At 48.6% G+C, this 18,497-nt stretch carries 12 protein-coding genes; 10 read left to right on the plus strand and 2 right to left on the minus strand.

Features of this window, described 5'->3' with window-relative positions:
* Positions 1–36: 36 nt before the first annotated feature.
* The 9 genes from BMW79_RS15720 (at position 37) to BMW79_RS15760 (ending at position 13,956) form a co-directional block, all read left to right on the plus strand.
* A complete protein-coding gene (locus BMW79_RS15720; protein ID WP_177192189.1) occupies positions 37–1,071 on the plus strand; it encodes a glycoside hydrolase 5 family protein in 1,035 nt (344 codons plus the stop codon).
* Between the two features lie 150 nt (positions 1,072–1,221).
* Entirely contained in the window at positions 1,222–1,818 is a 597-nt protein-coding gene (locus tag BMW79_RS15725) for an RNA polymerase sigma factor (RefSeq protein ID WP_143059172.1), read from the plus strand.
* A gap of 159 nt (positions 1,819–1,977) precedes the next feature.
* Positions 1,978–2,985, plus strand: coding sequence for a FecR family protein (locus BMW79_RS15730; RefSeq protein ID WP_089896319.1), 1,008 nt, complete (start codon positions 1,978–1,980; stop codon positions 2,983–2,985).
* Positions 2,986–6,057 (plus strand): TonB-dependent receptor, encoded by a 3,072-nt coding sequence (locus BMW79_RS15735; protein WP_218150319.1) that lies wholly within the window; start codon positions 2,986–2,988, stop codon positions 6,055–6,057. It abuts the gene before it with no gap.
* Between the two features lie 13 nt (positions 6,058–6,070).
* Complete coding sequence (locus BMW79_RS15740; RefSeq protein WP_089896321.1) at positions 6,071–7,279, plus strand: DUF4876 domain-containing protein; 1,209 nt, start codon at positions 6,071–6,073, stop codon at positions 7,277–7,279.
* 12 nt (positions 7,280–7,291) lie between these two features.
* Complete coding sequence (locus BMW79_RS15745; RefSeq protein WP_143059173.1) at positions 7,292–8,857, plus strand: DUF6850 family outer membrane beta-barrel protein; 1,566 nt, start codon at positions 7,292–7,294, stop codon at positions 8,855–8,857.
* A gap of 12 nt (positions 8,858–8,869) precedes the next feature.
* The gene (locus BMW79_RS15750; RefSeq protein WP_089896325.1) at positions 8,870–11,074 is read left to right on the plus strand and encodes a HEAT repeat domain-containing protein; all 2,205 of its coding nucleotides are present in this window, start codon (positions 8,870–8,872) and stop codon (positions 11,072–11,074) included.
* 12 nt (positions 11,075–11,086) lie between these two features.
* A complete protein-coding gene (locus BMW79_RS15755) occupies positions 11,087–13,300 on the plus strand; it encodes a HEAT repeat domain-containing protein (RefSeq protein WP_089896327.1) in 2,214 nt (737 codons plus the stop codon).
* Between the two features lie 53 nt (positions 13,301–13,353).
* On the plus strand, positions 13,354–13,956 hold the full coding sequence (locus tag BMW79_RS15760) for a HEAT repeat domain-containing protein (RefSeq protein ID WP_089896910.1): 603 nt from the start codon (positions 13,354–13,356) through the stop codon (positions 13,954–13,956).
* A gap of 46 nt (positions 13,957–14,002) precedes the next feature.
* Here BMW79_RS15760 and BMW79_RS15765 read toward each other — a convergent pair whose 3' ends face one another.
* Complete coding sequence (locus BMW79_RS15765) at positions 14,003–15,229, minus strand: thioredoxin family protein (RefSeq protein ID WP_089896329.1); 1,227 nt, start codon at positions 15,227–15,229, stop codon at positions 14,003–14,005.
* A gap of 121 nt (positions 15,230–15,350) precedes the next feature.
* On the minus strand, positions 15,351–17,093 hold the full coding sequence (locus tag BMW79_RS15770) for an ATP-binding response regulator (RefSeq protein WP_089896331.1): 1,743 nt from the start codon (positions 17,091–17,093) through the stop codon (positions 15,351–15,353).
* A gap of 385 nt (positions 17,094–17,478) precedes the next feature.
* On the opposite strand from BMW79_RS15770, the gene BMW79_RS15775 reads away from it, so the two are divergent.
* Positions 17,479–18,405 carry an AraC family transcriptional regulator gene (locus BMW79_RS15775; RefSeq protein WP_089896333.1) on the plus strand — a complete coding sequence of 309 codons (927 nt, stop codon included), beginning with the start codon at positions 17,479–17,481 and terminating at the stop codon, positions 18,403–18,405.
* Positions 18,406–18,497: the final 92 nt, after the last annotated feature.

Here is an 18,497-nt window from a genome sequence, read left to right on the forward strand (position 1 = left end):
CACCTATTGATAATAATAACTTAATATAACCTCTTCATGAAAGCCATTATTTTACTGTTGTTACTCAGCACTACACTCGCTGCACAATCGACCTGGCCTGTTGCGAAGGCCAATCAATGGTACCAGGATCAGCCCTGGATGACCGGTGCCAACTTCATTCCCTCCACTGCAGTCAACCAGCTGGAAATGTGGCAGCCGGATACTTTTGATCCGGTAACTATTCAACGGGAACTGGGATATGCTTCTACTATCGGTTTCAACCTGATGCGGGTATACCTGCATCATACGGCCTGGCAGGAAGACGCCACCGGGTTTAAAGACCGGATCCGGCAATACCTCACTATCGCTGATCAATTTCACATAAAAACCATGTTTGTGTTTTTTGACGACTGCTGGAGAGATGAATATCATCCCGGTCCGCAACCGGCGCCCAAACCAGGCGTACATAACAGCGGCTGGCTGAAAGATCCCGGCAGCGCTATCGACACTCATCCTGCATTAATGGATACACTGGAATGGTATGTAAAGGATATCCTCAGCACCTTTAAACAGGACGAGCGCATCAGCATGTGGGATCTCTACAATGAACCCGGGCACTTTGGTCATGGTGATAAAAGCTGGCCTCTGCTGAAAAATGTAGTTGCCTGGGCCAGGGCAGTGCAACCCGCGCAACCCATCACCATCGGTATCTGGAATAAAGACTTTACTGCTTTCAACCAGTTTCAGCTGGAAAATTCCGATATCATCACCTTTCATAACTACCGGGATACCACTTCGCTGATTGCAGCTATTGATAGCCTGTTGCCCTATAAACGTCCGCTGATCTGTACCGAATACATGAAGCGCCCGAACAATAGCACCTTTGCCACCCACCTGCCCATTTTCAAGCGCAACGGCGTCGGCGCTATCAATTGGGGATTAGTAGCGGGTAAAACACAAACCAATTTCCCCCAGGGAAATAAAGGAGGAGAACCCGAACCCGCTTTGTGGTACCACGACATTTTCCGGGCAGATGGCGCTCCTTTTGATCCGGAAGAGATCCGGTTCATCCGGGAAATGAATCAACGTTAAACAATGCGCCCCGCGCAGGTTTTCCCGATCCCGAAAATTAAATTCCCATTTTCGTAAACAGTGGCACCGTATAGCCGTTACTTTTGTATCCTGTTACTATCCGATGTTACCCTATTTGCATTTTGGCAGTGGTTATATTATTTTCAGGACATGGAGCAAACTGGCAACGAGGAATGGCAATCTTTCAAAACAGGCGACCGGCGAGGTTTTCAATGGCTATACGATAGCTATTGTCCGCACCTGGAAAATTACGCCCGTCGTTTTAGTAATGATACCGCATTACTGGAAGAATGCATCCAGGACCTGTTTGTGAAGTTGTGGCTGAACCGTGAAACGCTGGGCAATCCGGCTTCTGTAAAACACTATCTCTTTAAATCTTTCCGGCACCTCCTGTATAATAAACTGGCCGGAAAACGGAAAATACTCCCTATCGGTGATCATCATGATTTTGAACACTTCGATCTCTCCGTGCCTGCTTTTGAAGGAAAGGAAGAACTGAGTGAAAAGATGCAGCAAATGCTGCGCAAACTCACGCCCCGGCAACAGGAGGCTATTTTCCTGTTTTATGTGGAAGATATGAGTTACCAGGAAATAGCCGATGTATTAAATATGCAGGTAGGTGGCGCGTATAAACTCATCTACCGCGCACTGGACAACCTGAAAGCCAACGCTGAAATGTACCTGCTTACACTATTGATTACCTCTTTGCGGCTGCTGCCATCTACCACCATACCCGTGGCAGTGTAGCCTTTTTAATTCATCTGTTCATTCCCCCCATCTCATCCTGCTTTGCGGGACCAATCTCCGTTTGCTGTAGCGCGGAAAAAAATATTTTTCCCGGCATGGGATAAAACGGGCATGTCCCAACTGTATATCTGTTAAAATCAAAAACCGACTGTAGCAGCTATGGCCGACAAAGACTATCAGGAGTATGAATTAGCCGATTTTCTGGCAGATGCCGATTTCAAACGCTGGATCGTTGGCGTACCCATAGATCCTTTGCTGGAAGCACATTGGCAACAGGTTGTGCTTCGCTTTCCGCAAAAAGCAACAACGATAGCGGAGGCCAGAACGATGGCTGCCGCACTCCGTCAATTACCGGTATTAAGCAACCCGGCAAGCCAGGCGCGGATGTGGGAGCAGATTGCTGCCCGTACCGCAGATACGGGTCCTTTAACAGTACGTCCTGTGAAGTGGTTCCGCTTTGCAGGAAGGTATGCCGCCGCCATATTGGTGCTGGCTGGTGCGGTATTGGGTGCCGATTATTATGTACACCGGCAATCCGTTTTTTTACTCACCGGCAATGGACAAGATACCGTTTTTCATTTGCCGGATGGTTCCCGCATTATGCTGGGACCTAATTCCAGCCTCAGCTACCGCCATGCCGCCACCCGCGAAATCTGGTTGAGTGGCGAAGCTTATTTTGACGTAGCACCCGCACCGCAACATCGCTTTATGGTGCATGTAGGCGATTCTATCGAAGTACAGGTACTCGGTACGGCCTTCCTGGTAAAGAACCGCAGGGGCAACACCAGCATCTCGCTCGACAAAGGACTGGTACAGGTACAGGTGAAAGGAGCACCGCTTCACCGCCTGCAACCCGGTGAAACCCTGCTGGCAGATACCCGGCAGCATACCATTATTAAAACGGAAACGGCGCCACAGGAAACCCGCCACTGGCAGGAACGGGTGCTGGTACTGAAAGAAACACCGGTTCGCGACATCATTACCATGATCGCAGATAACTATCACCGGCAACTCATTATCACCGACACCACTTTATTAAATAAAAAAGTAGACGGCGTATTACCCGCCAACAATGAACAACAAGCCCTGCATGCACTGTCCAGCATCCTGGACGCCGACATTTTCATCCAGGAACATACCATTCAACTTAAAGCCAGGAATAAATAAATGTGTAGAAAATATATCAGTGCCTTTATTGGATGCTGCCTGATGATCAGTACAGCCATGGCAAATGGCGCACAGCAACACATAAAACCGGCTGTGGTAACAGGACAGGAAAGTATCCTGCTTACCGAAGCGCTGAGGCGTATCAGTCAGCAATGGGGCACCCGCTTTGCTTATGAAAGCGGCCTGCTACCGGCTGTAAAGGTTACTTATAACTGGAAAGAACTATCAGCCAGCAATGCCGCAGCCGTACTGAAAACTATTCTGCCACCCATCGGACTGGTACCGGTAAGTATTGGCGATAACTACTATACTATTGTGAAACAGGCAGAACGTGCGCGTACTGCCGCCCCTGTAGCAGTCACGGCTCCGGACATCGCCATATTGGATACCATCCCGGTTCCCGCAACAGCGATCAGGAAAACAGACGGAGTGATCACCGGGCGGGTAACAGAGAAGTATACACGTAAACCAGTGGCTGCCGCCAGCATCAGTATTCCTGAACTGGGCCTCTTTACGGTAACGGATACACTGGGCGTTTTTATTTTCCGGGAGATACCTGCCGGCAAAGTGAGAATCAATGTTCAAAGCATCAATACCCTGTCTGCCGAAAGCGTGGTTACTGTAGCGCCACAACAGGTATACCGCTTATACTTTGAACTGGACAAACAGGTGCTCGCCCTAAAAGAAGTACAGGTAGTAGCCAGCGAAAGCCGCGCCGGCAGCGCCACGGCCTCGCATATTTCCCAAACCGCCATCGAGCACCTGCAGGCCACCAGTCTCGCTGATGTACTGCAATTACTGCCGGGCGCCCTGGCGCAAAACCCCGACCTCTCTAAAGTAAACCGCTTCGCTATCCGCCAAATCACACCGGATAATATGGGAAGTCTAGGTACGGCCGTTATCCTGAACGATGCACCTATTTCCAATAACGCCAATCTTCAATCTACCAATACCGCCCGTGGCGGTGCCCTGGCAGGGTTTGAAACCAGCTCCGGAGGCGGCGTCGACCTGCGGCAGATCTCCGCAGATAATATCGCTTCTGTAGAAGTAATCCGTGGTGTTCCCTCTGTTGAATACGGAGATCTCACCTCGGGTGCTATCCTCGTGAAAACAAAAGCCGGCCCCACACCGCTTACACTGAAAGCACGTATCAATCCCACACTTACACAACTATGGGCGGGTAAAGGCTTTGCGCTGGGAGAGAAGTACGGTAACCTGAATGTAGATGTGGACTATACAAAATCGTACAGTGATCAGCGTTATGAGTACAATGCATTCAACCGCATCACTACCAACCTGCTGTATTCAAAGAAGTTCTTTCGGCAACATCCCCTGTTTACCACCACCGGCTTCACTTTTGCCACCAACCTCGACGATCAGAAACAGGACCCCGATGATATCGCAGAAAAGATCAAACGGAGTTCGAAAGACATGGCCTTCCGTTTCAATACCTCCGGTAAATGGAGCCTGCAGCAACGTTTTGCACGGATGATCAACTACACCTTCTCCGTCAACTACAGCGTACAGGATGGCTACTACCAGAAACAGGTAGGCAGCGGTATTACCCCGCTGATTAATGCCATGAAAGATACGACTATGGTTACCAGCTACCTGCAAAGTGAATACCTCGCCAGATACTGGATCAGCGGACGCCCTTTCAATGCCTTCGCCAAAATAACGAACGGCTTTTTCAGTCGCACCGGTAGCCTGAAACATAAAGTACTCATGGGTGCAGAGTGGAAAATGGATGCTAACTACGGCGGCGGTAAAACTTTCGACCTCAATTTCCCGCCGGCCATTGGTTCAGACGGTAGCGTTACCCGTCCCCGTGCTTTTAAGGATATTCCTGCGCTGCAGCAATTGTCGGCTTACGTGGAAGACAAGATCACCACTACCATCCGGCAACATACACTGACCGTACAGGCAGGGTTGCGTTTCGACCAGGTATCTAAAACCGGTGGCGTATGGTCGCCCCGCGTGAATGCAGCCTATGAGATCATTCCAGGACTGTATGCCCGCGCAGGTTTTGGTATCACCGCCAAAGCGCCGTCGTTGCTGTACCTGTATCCGGAGAATGCATATTTCGATTACATCAACCTGAACGGATATAACGATGATGCATCCAAACGCGTGATGATTGCCACCACCAAAGTATATAATACCGACAATGACCACCTGAAAATGGCGGTGAACAATAAAAAGGAACTGGGGCTCGACTGGCAGTTTGCCGGCACCAAACGGCTTACCGTTACCGCCTATTACGAGAAACTGAAAAACGGCTACGATTTCAATACCACTCTGGGCAGCATTAACGTGTTGCCGTTGCAGTTATATAAGATCGTACAGGCAAATGGTTCACAGAGCGTGCAACCGGATGTGATCATCAACCGCCTGCCTGCCTATAATATGCCGGTCAATGATCTGCTCAACACCAATAAAGGCGTGGAGTTCGACCTGGACCTGGGACGTTTCGAAGCGCTGCGCACGTCCTTTGTATTCAACGGCGCCTGGATGAATTCCAAAAGCATCAGCCAGGGATATTATATCGCTAAAAATACACCCTATAAAGCAGGAGAAGTGGAACCTGAACGCGTGGGAATCTATGCCCCCGGCCGTGGAAAGGAAAACGAGCAATTCAGTACTACGTTGCGCATGATCCATCATATTCCGCAACTCCGTTTTATTATCACTTTTTCTGCGCAAACCATCTGGGTAAGCAAGAATAGCTACCTGGGCCAGGATAGCCTGGCAGTTGGCTATATCAGCAGGAGCGATGGCAGCGTGAACTGGTTCAATGACAAACAGCGAAGTGAATTGTCGCGTAATAACCTGGCAGATCGGGAAGTGATTCTTCCCATTTCTGCCGCAAATTATATCACGGAATCCTGGAAGCCGCTATGGCTCTTCAATACAAGACTTACAAAGGAAATCGGTAAGAATATCGGTTTCTCTTTTTATGCCAACAATGTGTTTATGTACAATCCACTCGAAAGGAGTACCCGCAACAATACAGTGTATACACGCCGTAACCAGCGCCTCTTCTTCGGAACGGAAATCAATATAAAATTTTAAAAACAAGTACAATATGAAAAAGATCCTGCAACAGGTAGTAGCCTGTCTTTGCGCAGTAACATTGCTGTTGAGCGCCTGTAAAAAAGATAACGAGGTACCTACAGTGAATTATACCGTGAAAGTAACTTACCCTGTTACCTATACGAAATCGGCTGCCGCCGGTGTAAAAGTAACCCTCACCAACTCGGTGACCAATACTTCCACCAGCGCTGTAACCAATGAAGAAGGCGTGGCTACGCTCAACGGACTGTTACCCGGCAACTACCAGGTAATCGCTTCGCGTGATCTGACCGCAGAAGAAGCCCTGCCACTGACCGGTTATTCCGTAGCCGTATACCTGAACGCATCTGCCCTGAACCACGTGATACAAGCCAACAGCACTGCATCGCTGGACCTGGTACTGAATGGTTCCAAAGTAGGCGGACTGGTATTCAAAGAAGTGTTTTACGCAGGTACTAAAACTCCCGGTGGTACCAACTACCTGATAGATCAGTTCTATGAAATATACAACAACTCTACTGAGGTAATGTATGCAGATAGCCTTTGCCTGGCAGATATACAGGGAAATCCCGCTATCAGCAGCTCCGTAAAACCTACCGGTTTCCAGTCGGATGTAAACAACGCCTATGCACGTAATGTTTGGATGATTCCCGGCAATGGTAAAACATACCCGATCGAACCAGGTAAATCTATCATCATTGCACAAACAGCGATCAACCACAAAACCGATCCTGCCGGTAATCCTAACTCAGTAGATCTCGGAAAAGGAATATCTGATTTTGAAGTGTACGTGGCGTCATCTACCCGCGATGTAGACAATCCGGATGTACCCAATATGATTGCAATATATACGCCAACACCAGGTTTCTACTGGCAGACTTATGTATTCGGTCCGAGCATGATCATCTTCAAACATCCCAATCCTGCTTCATTGCCACAATTGATGGAACCGGGTACCACGGCTACCACCTTGTATATGCAGGTACCAAACGCCAACATTATTGATGGTGTAGACTTCCTCGCCAACGCTACTGCCGGTGATAAAAAACGTTTACCCGTTGCCGTAGATGCCGGTTTCAAATACGCCAGCGGTACTTACAACGGTGAATCGATGGTGAGAAAATCCAAAGGAAATGGTACCAATGGCCGCCTGATTTACCAGGATACCAATAACACAACAGATGATTTTAAGGTAGTGCCACAGGCCACTCCGAAAAAATAAAATGAAATAACGTTGAAGCATATACGGATACTAATATTTTGCTGTGTATTGTCGCCGGCTGCTGTTGCTCAAAGCACGCAGCCGGTACAAACACCGGTGGCACCTGAACAGGTGCCTTTACTGCGGCCATGGCTGCAGACACAGAATGCGGCAGGGCTTCAATGGAGCGATGTGCCGGCGGCAGGCTATACCGCTTTCGGCACCCAACAGGAAAACGGCGACTTTAAAAAATCGCAGCAGCCGGAAAGCGACCGGCAACTGCTGTTTCACTCTTCCCGATACCAGCCGTTGAAGAAAGGAGTGCTGTATGGCAGCTTCAATTACATACAACAATGGAGCGGACAGGTACACTGGAGCGATGTGCTGAATCCTTATAGGGGAACACCCTATATTATGGCTGACTCTATTGGAGGCGACTGGAAGAAGCAACGCTACGACCTGGAACTGAAAGCAGCTACTGCCCGTTTGGCAAACAACAAACTGGTACTGGGTGCAGGCGTCCGGTACAGTGTGTACACCGGCGCCCGGCAAAATGATCCGCGTCCGTTGAATAACGCCGGCGAACTTACGCTTACTCCCTCCCTGGTATACCAGCTGGGGAAACGGCAACAGATCGGTCTCAGCGGCCTATATGGCTTTTATAAAGAAGATATTTCCTTTGAACTGAAGAATACCAATGTTACGCATAGCCTGTATAAGTTACTCGGACTGGGACAGGTATCCTCGCCGCCTTCCATCCTGGCGGTATCCGCCAGCCGTTATTACAACGGCAAAAAGTATGGTGGCGCCCTGCAATACAGTATTTCCGGACAGCATTGGCAATGGCTCACAGAAGCCTCCTACGCCAGCTATACAGAAAAAGTGACCGATGGATCGGGTATTCCTTTACTATCAGGTACCTGGAAGAAAAAGGATTACCAGCTACGATCCGTGTGGCAATATACCGCCGCTGATTATGCCCACCGCATTACTGCGGTATATAAAATGAACGATGGCAGCGGGATTGAAAGTCACCAGAAACTGGTAGACGGTTTCTGGCAAACTATTCTCGAAGCTACTTTCTATACCGCCACACAAAGCACCGGTCGGCTGGAATACCTGCTGATGAAACAACGTACCAAAGACCAGTACGCCTGGTACGCTAAAGCCGGGATTACCTGGAGTGATACGGAAAACAAGTACCTGGTGCCGGTATCGCGCCAGCAGTACAGCAGTTTGCGCTATGATATTACCGCCGCCCGTAACTGGTCGCTCGGAACTTACTCGGGCATCGAAGCACAGGTACAGGCAGCTTACCGTACTAACCTGAACGCATATCTGAATTATTCGCTGATGACGAACAGCAGCAATATCGTGGCACAGCAGGTACTGTATCCGGATCATGATTATTACACCGCCAATGCAGTGGAAGCCGGCGCCTCGGTTCAATATCATTTCAGCTGGAAAGAAGCCGCCGCAGCGCGTTTCTTCCTCCGCCTGAATGCAGTGACCACACAACGAACTGCCGCTACGGCATTACCATACGGCCCGGATGGCAGCCGCCAACGTTTTGCATTTACCATCGGAGCTTTCTATTAAACGATACGACCCATGAAACGACTCATTTTTTCTTTTACACTTTTATTCGCGGCTACCCAGGTATGGGCACAGGCTCAGATCAAACAACCTGGCAAACTGCATGCTTCCGCCGTGGCTATTGTAGTGGATGAAACTACTTACCGCGCTACACAACCGGCTATAGATGCCTATAAAAATATGCTGGAAACAAAGGAAGGCCTCAGCGCTTACCTCGTTGTCCACACCTGGAAAGATGCGCAGGAAGTGAAAGACGTGTTGCAACAACTCTATAAAAAGCCCTTGCAACTGGAAGGCGCAGTGCTGATCGGCAACATACCCGTTCCCATGATCCGCAATGCCCAGCACCTCACTACCGCATTGAAAATAGATGAGTTGAAATATGATATGGAACGCAGCTCTGTGGCATCCGACCGCTTCTATGATGATTTGCACCTGCAGTTCCGCTTCGTGAGCCAGGATGAGAAAAAGCCACTGCTGTTCTATTACGAACTCACCGAGCAATCCCCGCAGGTAGTACATTCCGATTTCTACAGCGCCAGGATCAGCCCGAACGGCGATGCCAACACGCAATATGCGGCTATCCGCGATTTTCTGGCAAAAGCTGTTGCCGCGCGTGATAAGAAAGATACCCTGGATCATGTGCTCACTTTTGCCGGACCATCCTATAACTCCGAATCCCTCAGCGCCTGGCTCGATGAAAATGATGCGTTGAAAGAGGTATTTCCGCTGGCCTGGAAACATCCGTATCAGCACCGTCACCTGAACTACCGCATGGAGGAACAGATGAAATTCCGGTTACTGAGCGAGTTGCAAAGGCCACAACTGGATCTCGCTATTTTCACCAATCATGGCCTTACAGCCTTACAGCATGTAAATGGTATTTATTCTTCCGATGATGCCAGTGAAGTGCTGGAACACCTGCAACTCTTTGTGAGAGCAGATTACCGCAAGCTGGTAAAACGCGGCCAGGAGCCCGCCAAAGTGATCGCCACCCTGAGCAAGAGATACAACGTTACCAGCTCCTGGTTCGACCAGGTGGATTCTTTGCGGGTATCAGATTCACTCGCCATTGCCGCCACCGATATCGTAACGGCAGATATGGCCCACATTGCGCCACAACCCAGGATGATGTTCTTTAATGCCTGTGGTAACGCTGCGTTTCATGAAGAGGATAACCTGGCCAACGCTTATCTGTTCAATAAAGGAAATACCGTAGTAGCGCATGGCAATACGATCAACGTACTGCAGGATAAATGGTTGCTGCAACAATTGGGCGCTTTGTCGTATGGCGTAAGAGCCGGTATCTGGGCCACCCGCACCAACACACTGGAATCCCAGCTGATCGGTGATCCCACCTTCCACTTTGCAAATCCATATAGTACAGATCTCAACAAACTGCTGTTAACCGCAGGAGGGAAGCTGGCTACCTGGCAGCAGTTGCTGAAAAGCAGCGATCCTGCCTTGCAGGCAGTAGCACTCAGCGCCATTTACCGTTTGCAGGGCGCCGCCTGTAGCCCGCTGCTGGCGCAAACTTTCCGTCAATCTGCCTCTCCGAATGTTCGGATGCAGTGCCTCACTCTACTGGCGCAAACCGGTAACGATACTTACCGCGATGTACTGGAGCTGGCGCTGAAAGATAATTATGAACTGATCCGCCGCAAAGCATCCGACTGGATCGCCAAAGATGGCAGCGACCGGTTTATTGCGCCGCTGGTACAAAACATGCTGGAACGTCCGGATGATGAGAGGATCGTGTATACCAATTACAAGGCGCTCGCCCTGATGGATTGGGATAAAGTGAAGGCCGCAGTAGAGGCCCAGACCGATGCCGCTACCTGGATCTATAACGTAAAAGGCTATAGGAAGATGTGGTTGCAGAAAATACAAAAGGACCAGACTACGGCCACCACTGCACTGAAAAATATCCAGGACCCGAATCAGAAGGAAAGCATCCGCTGGAGCGCCATCCGTTCGCTCCGGAACGGTAACTACCACAAACTGGTGCCGGCTTTGCTGGAAATAGCAAAGGATAACACCCAGCCGGTACAGATCCGCACCGGTGTGCTGGAAGCGCTGGGATGGTTTTCTACCTCTTACCAGAAACCATTGATCCTGGAAGCCTGCGAAAAGATCAGTAAAGACAACAGCAACGACGAAGCGGTGATCCGGGAAGCAGTGCAAACCCGTGCGCGTTTAACCGAATGGACTTTATTCTAACAAACAGACATCATGACATCCATCTATCATAAAATAAATGCCGGGTTGGTCTTATTCACCACCCTGGCCATACAAACCGCCACCGCGCAAAAGGTGGAGGCGCCTAAGTTGAAAAAGGCTACTTCCTCCTTTGCCATCGTAGTGGATAATGTAACATTGCAAAAATCCGGTGCTGCTATCTATGCTTACCGGGATGCACTCGAAGCACAGGGGCTGGCCACTTATATAGTATCTCACCAATGGCAAAAGCCGGAAGAGATCCGCGAGCAGTTACAGAAATTATACGCCGCACCCACCCGGCTCGAAGGCGCTGTACTCGTAGGGGATATCCCCGTGCCGATGATCCGGAATGCGCAGCACCTGACTTCCACTTTTAAAATGGATCAGCGGATCGACTGGAAACGTTCTTCCGTACCATCAGACCGGTTTTACGATGATTTTGACCTGCAATTCGATTTCCTGAAACAGGATTCCGTGAAGAAGAATTATTTCTATTATAATCTCTCACCCCGTTCGCCGCAGTACGTGCATATGGATATTTATACCGCGCGTATTAAACCGGCCACCGGGAAAAATGAAGATATGTATGCCGCCATCAGCGCTTACCTGCTGAAGGCCGTCGCAGAAAAAAAACAGCCGCAGCCACTGAATGATCTCATGGTATTCACCGGTCAGGGTTATCATTCGGAATCACTGAACGCATGGGCAGGTGAACAGCTCGCATTAAAAGAGCAGTTCCCGCATTTGTTTGCCTATGGCAATACCCTGAAGTTTTTCAATTTCAGGATGGCCACTCATATCAAATACCAGCTGTTATCTGAAATACAGCGCCCGGAGCTGGACATGGCCCTGTTCCACGAACATGGTGATGAAGAAACACAGATCCTGAATGGATATCCCTATGTTTCCAATCCACAGCCTTCTATGGAAAACATCAAACGTTTTCTGCGGGCTAAAATACAGGCGGTACAACGTAAGAAGGGCGATGTAGCCAAAGCAAAAGAAGGCTATGTGAAAAGCATGGATGTACCGCTTAGCTGGATGGATGACGCCCTGGATCCGAAAGTGATGGAGGCTGATTCTATTTTCGAAGCAGAACAGAACATCGTGATCGGCGACCTGGTGAAAGCCACTCCCAATGCACGGTTCGTGATGCTCGATGCCTGCGAAAACGGTTCCTTCCACCTCGATGATTATCTCGCCGCACGTTATTCTTTTAACAAGGGAAAAACCATCGTTACCCTGGCCAGTTCAGTAGGAATTGTACAGGACCAGTGGTCCGATGAAATGCTGGGATTATTGCAATATGGTGTGAGAACGGGGAACTGGTTTAAGCAGGTAGCAGGACTGGAAACACATCTCTTCGGAGACCCTGCCTTCGCTTTCCAGGGTAGCACTACTACGGATTTGAATAATGCGATTGTCAATAAGAATAAAGACGTGGCTACATGGGAAGCACTGCTGAAGCATGCTTCACCTGATGTGCAATGCCTGGCGCTGGCACAGTTGTTTAACATACAGGGCGGCAAAATGTCTGGTCGTTTAAAGGAACTGTATTTTAATTCCACTTCTATGCTGCTGCGACTGGAAGCCTTGAAATTATTAAACGTATTGAACAACGACGATTATCATACGGTGCTGAAAGCAGCGGTAAACGATCCTTACGAGTTAACACGCCGACTTACCGCTTCCTGGATAGGAGATTGGGGCAGCGAAGAGGCGGTTCCGGCATTGGTGAGCCTGGCCATCTCCGACCGTCATTCCAAAAGGGTGTCTTCCCGTGTAAGAGGAGCTTTTTCCTTTATGGATGCTACTACAGTGATCAGGGAAGTAAATAAGCAGTTGTCGGCAGATACTTACCTCATCGACAGCACCGAATTCAGCTCCAAACTGATCGCCGATGAGCGGAACTTTGAAAAGTCGCTGAAGGAATATTTATTGGTGCTGCCGGATACTTCTAAACCACTGAAAGAGCGGTTGTTCAATATCACCACACTACGGGCTTATTCCTATCATGCTGCCGTTCCTGCTGCCATACAGTTTGTTACGGATAAAACCCAGGATGAAAAACTCCGCGTGGCTGCTATGGAGGCTTTGAGCTGGTTTACGCATTCCTGGAAAAAGGACAGTATCCTGCAGTTGTGTAAAGCAATCCTGTCGGATGCCACGCAACCGGCAGCATTGAAAGAGCAGGCAGAAAGAACGCAGGCGATCCTGCGTCGCTGATGAAAGGCATACCGCTTCCGGGAGGAATGGTTATCTTTAAAAAAAGGGTTACTATGATGTTGAATGCAATGATTGCGTCCATAAAAAAAGTGGAGCATGGCTTTAAACATATCCTGGAAGCGGGCAGCCAGCTGTTGAACAATCCTGACCTGGACCACCTGGAAACGGCCACCCGCCTGATTCAGGGCGAAAGTTACCAGGAGCGGGGATTAGGGGTGTGGTTGTTAGGGTTGCTATCTCCGGAAAACCCCTCTGCATTACAGCTTCTCCGCACCAGTATACCAGCCGATGAGAACTGGCGCGTACAGGAAATGCTGGCCAAGGCATTTGATTATTATTGTAGTAAGATAGGCTATGAACAATCACTTCCGGAAATCCGGAAGTGGCTGAAAGCTTCCCATCCCAACCTGAACAGGGCGGTAGTGGAAGGACTCCGTATCTGGACCGGCCGGCCTTATTTTAAAACACATCCGGAAGTAGCCATTGCGCTGATCAGTGCGCAGCGATCGAAAGAGAGTGAGTATCTGAGAAAGTCGGTGGGGAATGCGCTGAGGGATATCAGTAAGAAGCACCGGGAGCTGGTGATGGCGGAAGTAGATACCTGGGATCTGGATAAGCCCCGGGAGTTGTTTGTATATAAATTAGTGATGAAATAAAGAAGGCAGGGAAGTAATTTCCCTGCCTTCTTTTTATTAAGTACGATTACCAGTATTTTTCTCCTTTCTTCATTTTCTCCAGGGTAGTCTCGTAGTTTTTCTTCTCGTCGCCATTGGCTTTGTTCAGGGCTTTTTCTTCCCAGGCGAGGGCGTCGTCTTTCTTACCGGCTTTGTACAGCAGGTTAGCGTAAGTGTCCATGAAGGCAGGTACTTCGTTGTCTTTGAAAGAGCGTTTGCTCCATTCCAGGGCCTGTTCAATGCACGCCATATCATTACATTTTTCGAAGATGGTCCATGCGTATTCATTTAATGACTGTGCATCTGCTTTGTGGCCATATTTTTTCATATAGGCAACAATGCTGGCCACTGCGTTATCTGCATCCTTTACGTAGTTGAAATACTGGACCTTTGTTTTCAGGGTCAGTTCTTCTGCGATAGATGGATATTTTGTTTTCAGGTTGGTTTCGATAGCGGCCCAATCAGGTTTGCTGCCATCTTTTTTCATCAGCTGCGGATATACTTCCTCGTTAGCTACGATACCCATCAGTTTTTCTTCTGCTTTTCCAGGACCCAGTACTTTATTGATTTTATCAGCATGGTGGAGGAACATGTCGAATCCTACATCTTTGCTGCTTTGGGTGAATTTGGAAATGAATTCGATGTTTACGGGAGTGTACAGGTCTTTCTGTTTGCTGAGGTATTCTTTGGATACTTCCGCAGCGTTGGCCTGATCGTATTTGTTCAGGGCCAGAACAGCCAGTTGACGCAGGAACGCGGTATCTTTTTTACCTTTTTTGTAAAGATCCAGCTGTGTGTAGTACTGGGTAGCCGGGTTCAGGGAAGCGGCGCATCTTTCTACGAACTGGTCAGCTTCGGCTCCGCCTACCTGGCGGTCTACGATGCGGCCATCTGGTGCAAATACCAGGAAGGTAGGATAGGCACGGATGCTGTAGTCCTTTTCAATCTGTTTGGCGGAAGCGTACCAGGCTTTCACGTCGTCGTTATCTTTTTCGGTCTGATCCATCTGCACTTTTACGCTGATGAATTTGTCGTTCATAAAGCTGCCTACTTTTTCCTGCGGGAAAATATTGGCGGACATGAATTTACAGGGGCCACACCAGGTGGTGAAGCAGTCCATGAAGATGTATTTGTTTTCTGCTTTGGCTTTGGCCTGTACGGCGGCCCAGGTGGTGCCATGCTCAAAGTGGATGCCTTTGTCCTGTGCCATTGCCATTACGGGCAACAGGAAGGCCAGGAGGAATAGTTTTCTCATGATGTGTGTTGTTGGTTTTGATTAGTAGGCACTAATTTAATGCAGTTTCAGTTGAAAACCGGGAGGGTGGACAATTAATTTGGCTGGATAAGTTGGGGGTATAGTCAAATATGCCGTCTCTTCAGCTGGCAATTCCCCGGGTGGAGTACCGTATTTTGCCGATGGTGGATTGCAGCATTTTATAGTCCAGTGGTTTGAGTAGAAATCCAGCGGTGCCGCTGTATTGTTCATGCCTCGGATCGTCTGGTAAGACACCGGAGCAGATCAACACCGGGATATGCCGGGTATTACGGTCTTTTTTGAGCCGCTGCAGCAGGGTGAGTCCATCAGTGCCGGGCATTTCCATGTCCAGTAAAATAAGGTCGGGGAGCAGGCGCTGGATCATTTTTTCCCCTGCGGAGGCGGAGCCGGCCAGTGCAATCTGTGAGATGCCCATCCGTTTCAGGTGGTGGGCGGCGGCACGCTGGTTCATTTCATCATCATCAATCACTACCACTGACATATCATTGAAACCAAAAGGGAACGCTTTATCTGCCGCTGTTTCCCGGACAGCTTCCCCGGCGATAAGCGGGAGGGTGAGCCGGAAGGTAGTGCCGCTGCCTTGCGGATTATCTGTTACGGTAATTTGTCCACCGAGCGATTGTGTCAGGTGTAGCGCAATAGGCAGTCCGAGACCGGTCGATTCGGTGGCTTGTGCCGGATGCGTCACATAGGGATCAAAGATCCGCTTCTTCATTTCCTCGCTGATGCCGTTGCCCTGGTCCGTAATACAGACGTTTAGCTGATCGCCATTGCGCCGGATATCAATATCAATAATAGAGCGGATGGCAGTAAACTTGATCGCATTGCCCAGCAGGTTGGTAAAGATCCGCGTCAGCATTTTGCGGTCGGAAACGATATAGACAGGCACATCACTTGCGATCGTGAGCCGCAGGCGGACGCCTTTTTTGCGGATATGCGGGGTGTTGGTATCCATCAGCTGATGCACCCATTGCTCCAGGTGAAAGGAGGCATGGCTTGCGGGCAATTCAATGCCTTGTTCTATCTGCGACCAGGAAAGTGTATTGTTGATAATTTCCACGGCGTCCTGGGCGGCGAAATAAACCGCATTCAGTTCTTCCGGTTCCACCAGGATAGGCGCCGGTTTGCCGGAGGCGTTATCGTAGGCGGCTTTATAGGTCTGCGTTACGCTGTTGATGATATTGAGGGCATTGCGCAGCTCATGGTTATTTTGCCGGAGGAAAAGTGATTTGAACTGGTTGGCTACTTTGAGCTCCCCCACAAGTGCCTGTTGTTCGGCGGTTACAATAATGATTTCCCGGATAAAATAAAACAGGAGCAGGCCATTGAGCAGCCATGCGCAGAAAATGACCATCCAGCGGAGCGGCGTTTGCGCATTGGCGGCGATAGGGAGTGGCGTTATCCAGCCATAGCTGTTGTTGGCTTCCATGAATATAAAAACAGTGGTAAGCAGGAGTGCCATCATGATCCGGGACGATTTCCGCTGAAATGACAGCATCGCATAACCCACCAGGAAAATGGCAAACGTATGGATATGGCTATGAGGGCCCAGGATCAGGCCAAAGTAAATCACGGCGGCGGCATGCAGGAAAAATAAGGCTTTCATGGCGGCGCCGCGTCCTGCCTGACGGTTAATAAAAGGCACGGTACTGAAAAGCAAGGCTTCCATAAGCGCCGGATAAAGTATGATGTCGAGCCGGGTAAAATAATGGAGGGCAATTCCCAGGGTAAAGGCTAATGTGGCAGTTACCAACGCGAGGGTATTGATAATTGCCCTGATGCGTTCATCATTGTCCGCGTTTTTCGGAAAACGGATACGAGTAAATAAATCTGTGATAGTCATGTAAGATAGTTCTCCCCTGCAGGTATGCTAAGAATAGTTAGTTTTAATCGGTTTGTATCATTGTCCGGGTTTGTCGAAATAGGACCGGGGAACGGGTATAATCAGCAGTTAAATTAATAATTTTTTATAAATAGGATGCAGAAAAATAGATGTTACAACTTTCTTAAGCAATAAAAAGTCACCTGCGACGAGATGACTTTTTTTCCGTGAAGCATTCATTACTAAGGTGGATGTTATTTGAAGATGGTTTCCGTTTAGATAACCTCAATATGGTAAAGATTTTTCATCCGATTGCAAAATTTCGTATTTATCTTTAGCACATTCGTACCTGTTTTTCTGAGTTCGGTTAAATTGTACTAACTTGTTGTAGCTAAAAACATTAGCCATGCCGGTAAAACATTTTGTGCAGCAGATAGACCTCACTCATCCGAAACAGTTACAGCGACTGGTAGAAAACAGGCGTGTATTTAATCTGAATAATTGTGAGCTGAATATATTTGAAAGTTATCAGCAGGATTACCGGGTGCCGCTTACCTTTGGCGATTTTGTCATTACCAGTATGGTGCAGGGAAAAAAGATCATGCATCTTTTTGATCAACCTTCTTTCGAATACCAGCCGGGTGAAACGGTAATTGTACCTGCGAATGAAACCATGATCATCGATTTTCCGGAAGCCTCTACCGACAATCCAACCCAATGTATCGCTTTATCAGTAGATGAAACCTATATCCGGAATACACTGCAATACCTGAACGAGTATTATAACAGCGAGTATGCAGATAAGAACGACTGGCGTCTGCAATTTAACCAGTACCACTTTAACAATGATGCGGACCTGACAGACCTGATCAATAAGCTGATCCGCATTTGCAGCAGCACCGATCTTTCCAGGGATATTTATGCAGACCTGAACATGAAAGAACTGCTGATCCGCATTTTACAGAGCCAGCATTTACAACTGATCGCAGACGAGCGAACGACCAACAGTAACAACAGCCGCCTGCATTTTGTATTGCATTATATCAATGAGCATCTCACAGAAAATATTTCTGTGGATACGCTATGCCGCAAAGCTTACCTGAGCCGCAATGTTTTTTTTAAGTGGTTTAAAGACCAGTTCGGGATTACGCCTTTACAGTATATTAACCGGGAGAGATTGAAGCTGGCAAAGCAGTTGCTGGCGGACCGCAATAATAGCGTCAACCAGGTGAGTATGCAATGCGGTTTTAATGATACCAACTACTTTATCCGTCTCTTTAAAAGCTCAGAGGGCATTACACCGGGTACCTATCAACTCATCTGTTCCAGATAATATTTTTCCTTTTTAAAGAAATGATTTTCCCTAATCGATAAAAGGACCACTCCTTTTTAGGGCACATTTGCTGTTCATCATCAAAACAGCGA

The organism is Chitinophaga arvensicola (genome assembly GCF_900110835.1).
Lineage (GTDB): Bacteria > Bacteroidota > Bacteroidia > Chitinophagales > Chitinophagaceae > Chitinophaga > Chitinophaga arvensicola.

Excerpts from the sequence above, each read along its gene's own strand:
- BMW79_RS15720 (WP_177192189.1), top strand. The coding sequence starts at position 37 with ATGAAAGCCATTATTTTACTGTTGTTACTCAGCACTACACTCGCTGCA.
- BMW79_RS15725 (WP_143059172.1), top strand. The coding sequence starts at position 1,222 with ATGGAGCAAACTGGCAACGAGGAATGGCAATCTTTCAAAACAGGCGAC.
- BMW79_RS15730 (WP_089896319.1), top strand. The coding sequence starts at position 1,978 with ATGGCCGACAAAGACTATCAGGAGTATGAATTAGCCGATTTTCTGGCA.
- BMW79_RS15735 (WP_218150319.1), top strand. The coding sequence starts at position 2,986 with ATGTGTAGAAAATATATCAGTGCCTTTATTGGATGCTGCCTGATGATC.
- BMW79_RS15740 (WP_089896321.1), top strand. The coding sequence starts at position 6,071 with ATGAAAAAGATCCTGCAACAGGTAGTAGCCTGTCTTTGCGCAGTAACA.
- BMW79_RS15750 (WP_089896325.1), top strand. The coding sequence starts at position 8,870 with ATGAAACGACTCATTTTTTCTTTTACACTTTTATTCGCGGCTACCCAG.
- BMW79_RS15755 (WP_089896327.1), top strand. The coding sequence starts at position 11,087 with ATGACATCCATCTATCATAAAATAAATGCCGGGTTGGTCTTATTCACC.
- BMW79_RS15760 (WP_089896910.1), top strand. The coding sequence starts at position 13,354 with ATGATGTTGAATGCAATGATTGCGTCCATAAAAAAAGTGGAGCATGGC.
- BMW79_RS15765 (WP_089896329.1), bottom strand. The coding sequence starts at position 15,229 with ATGAGAAAACTATTCCTCCTGGCCTTCCTGTTGCCCGTAATGGCAATG.
- BMW79_RS15770 (WP_089896331.1), bottom strand. The coding sequence starts at position 17,093 with ATGACTATCACAGATTTATTTACTCGTATCCGTTTTCCGAAAAACGCG.
- BMW79_RS15775 (WP_089896333.1), top strand. The coding sequence starts at position 17,479 with ATGCCGGTAAAACATTTTGTGCAGCAGATAGACCTCACTCATCCGAAA.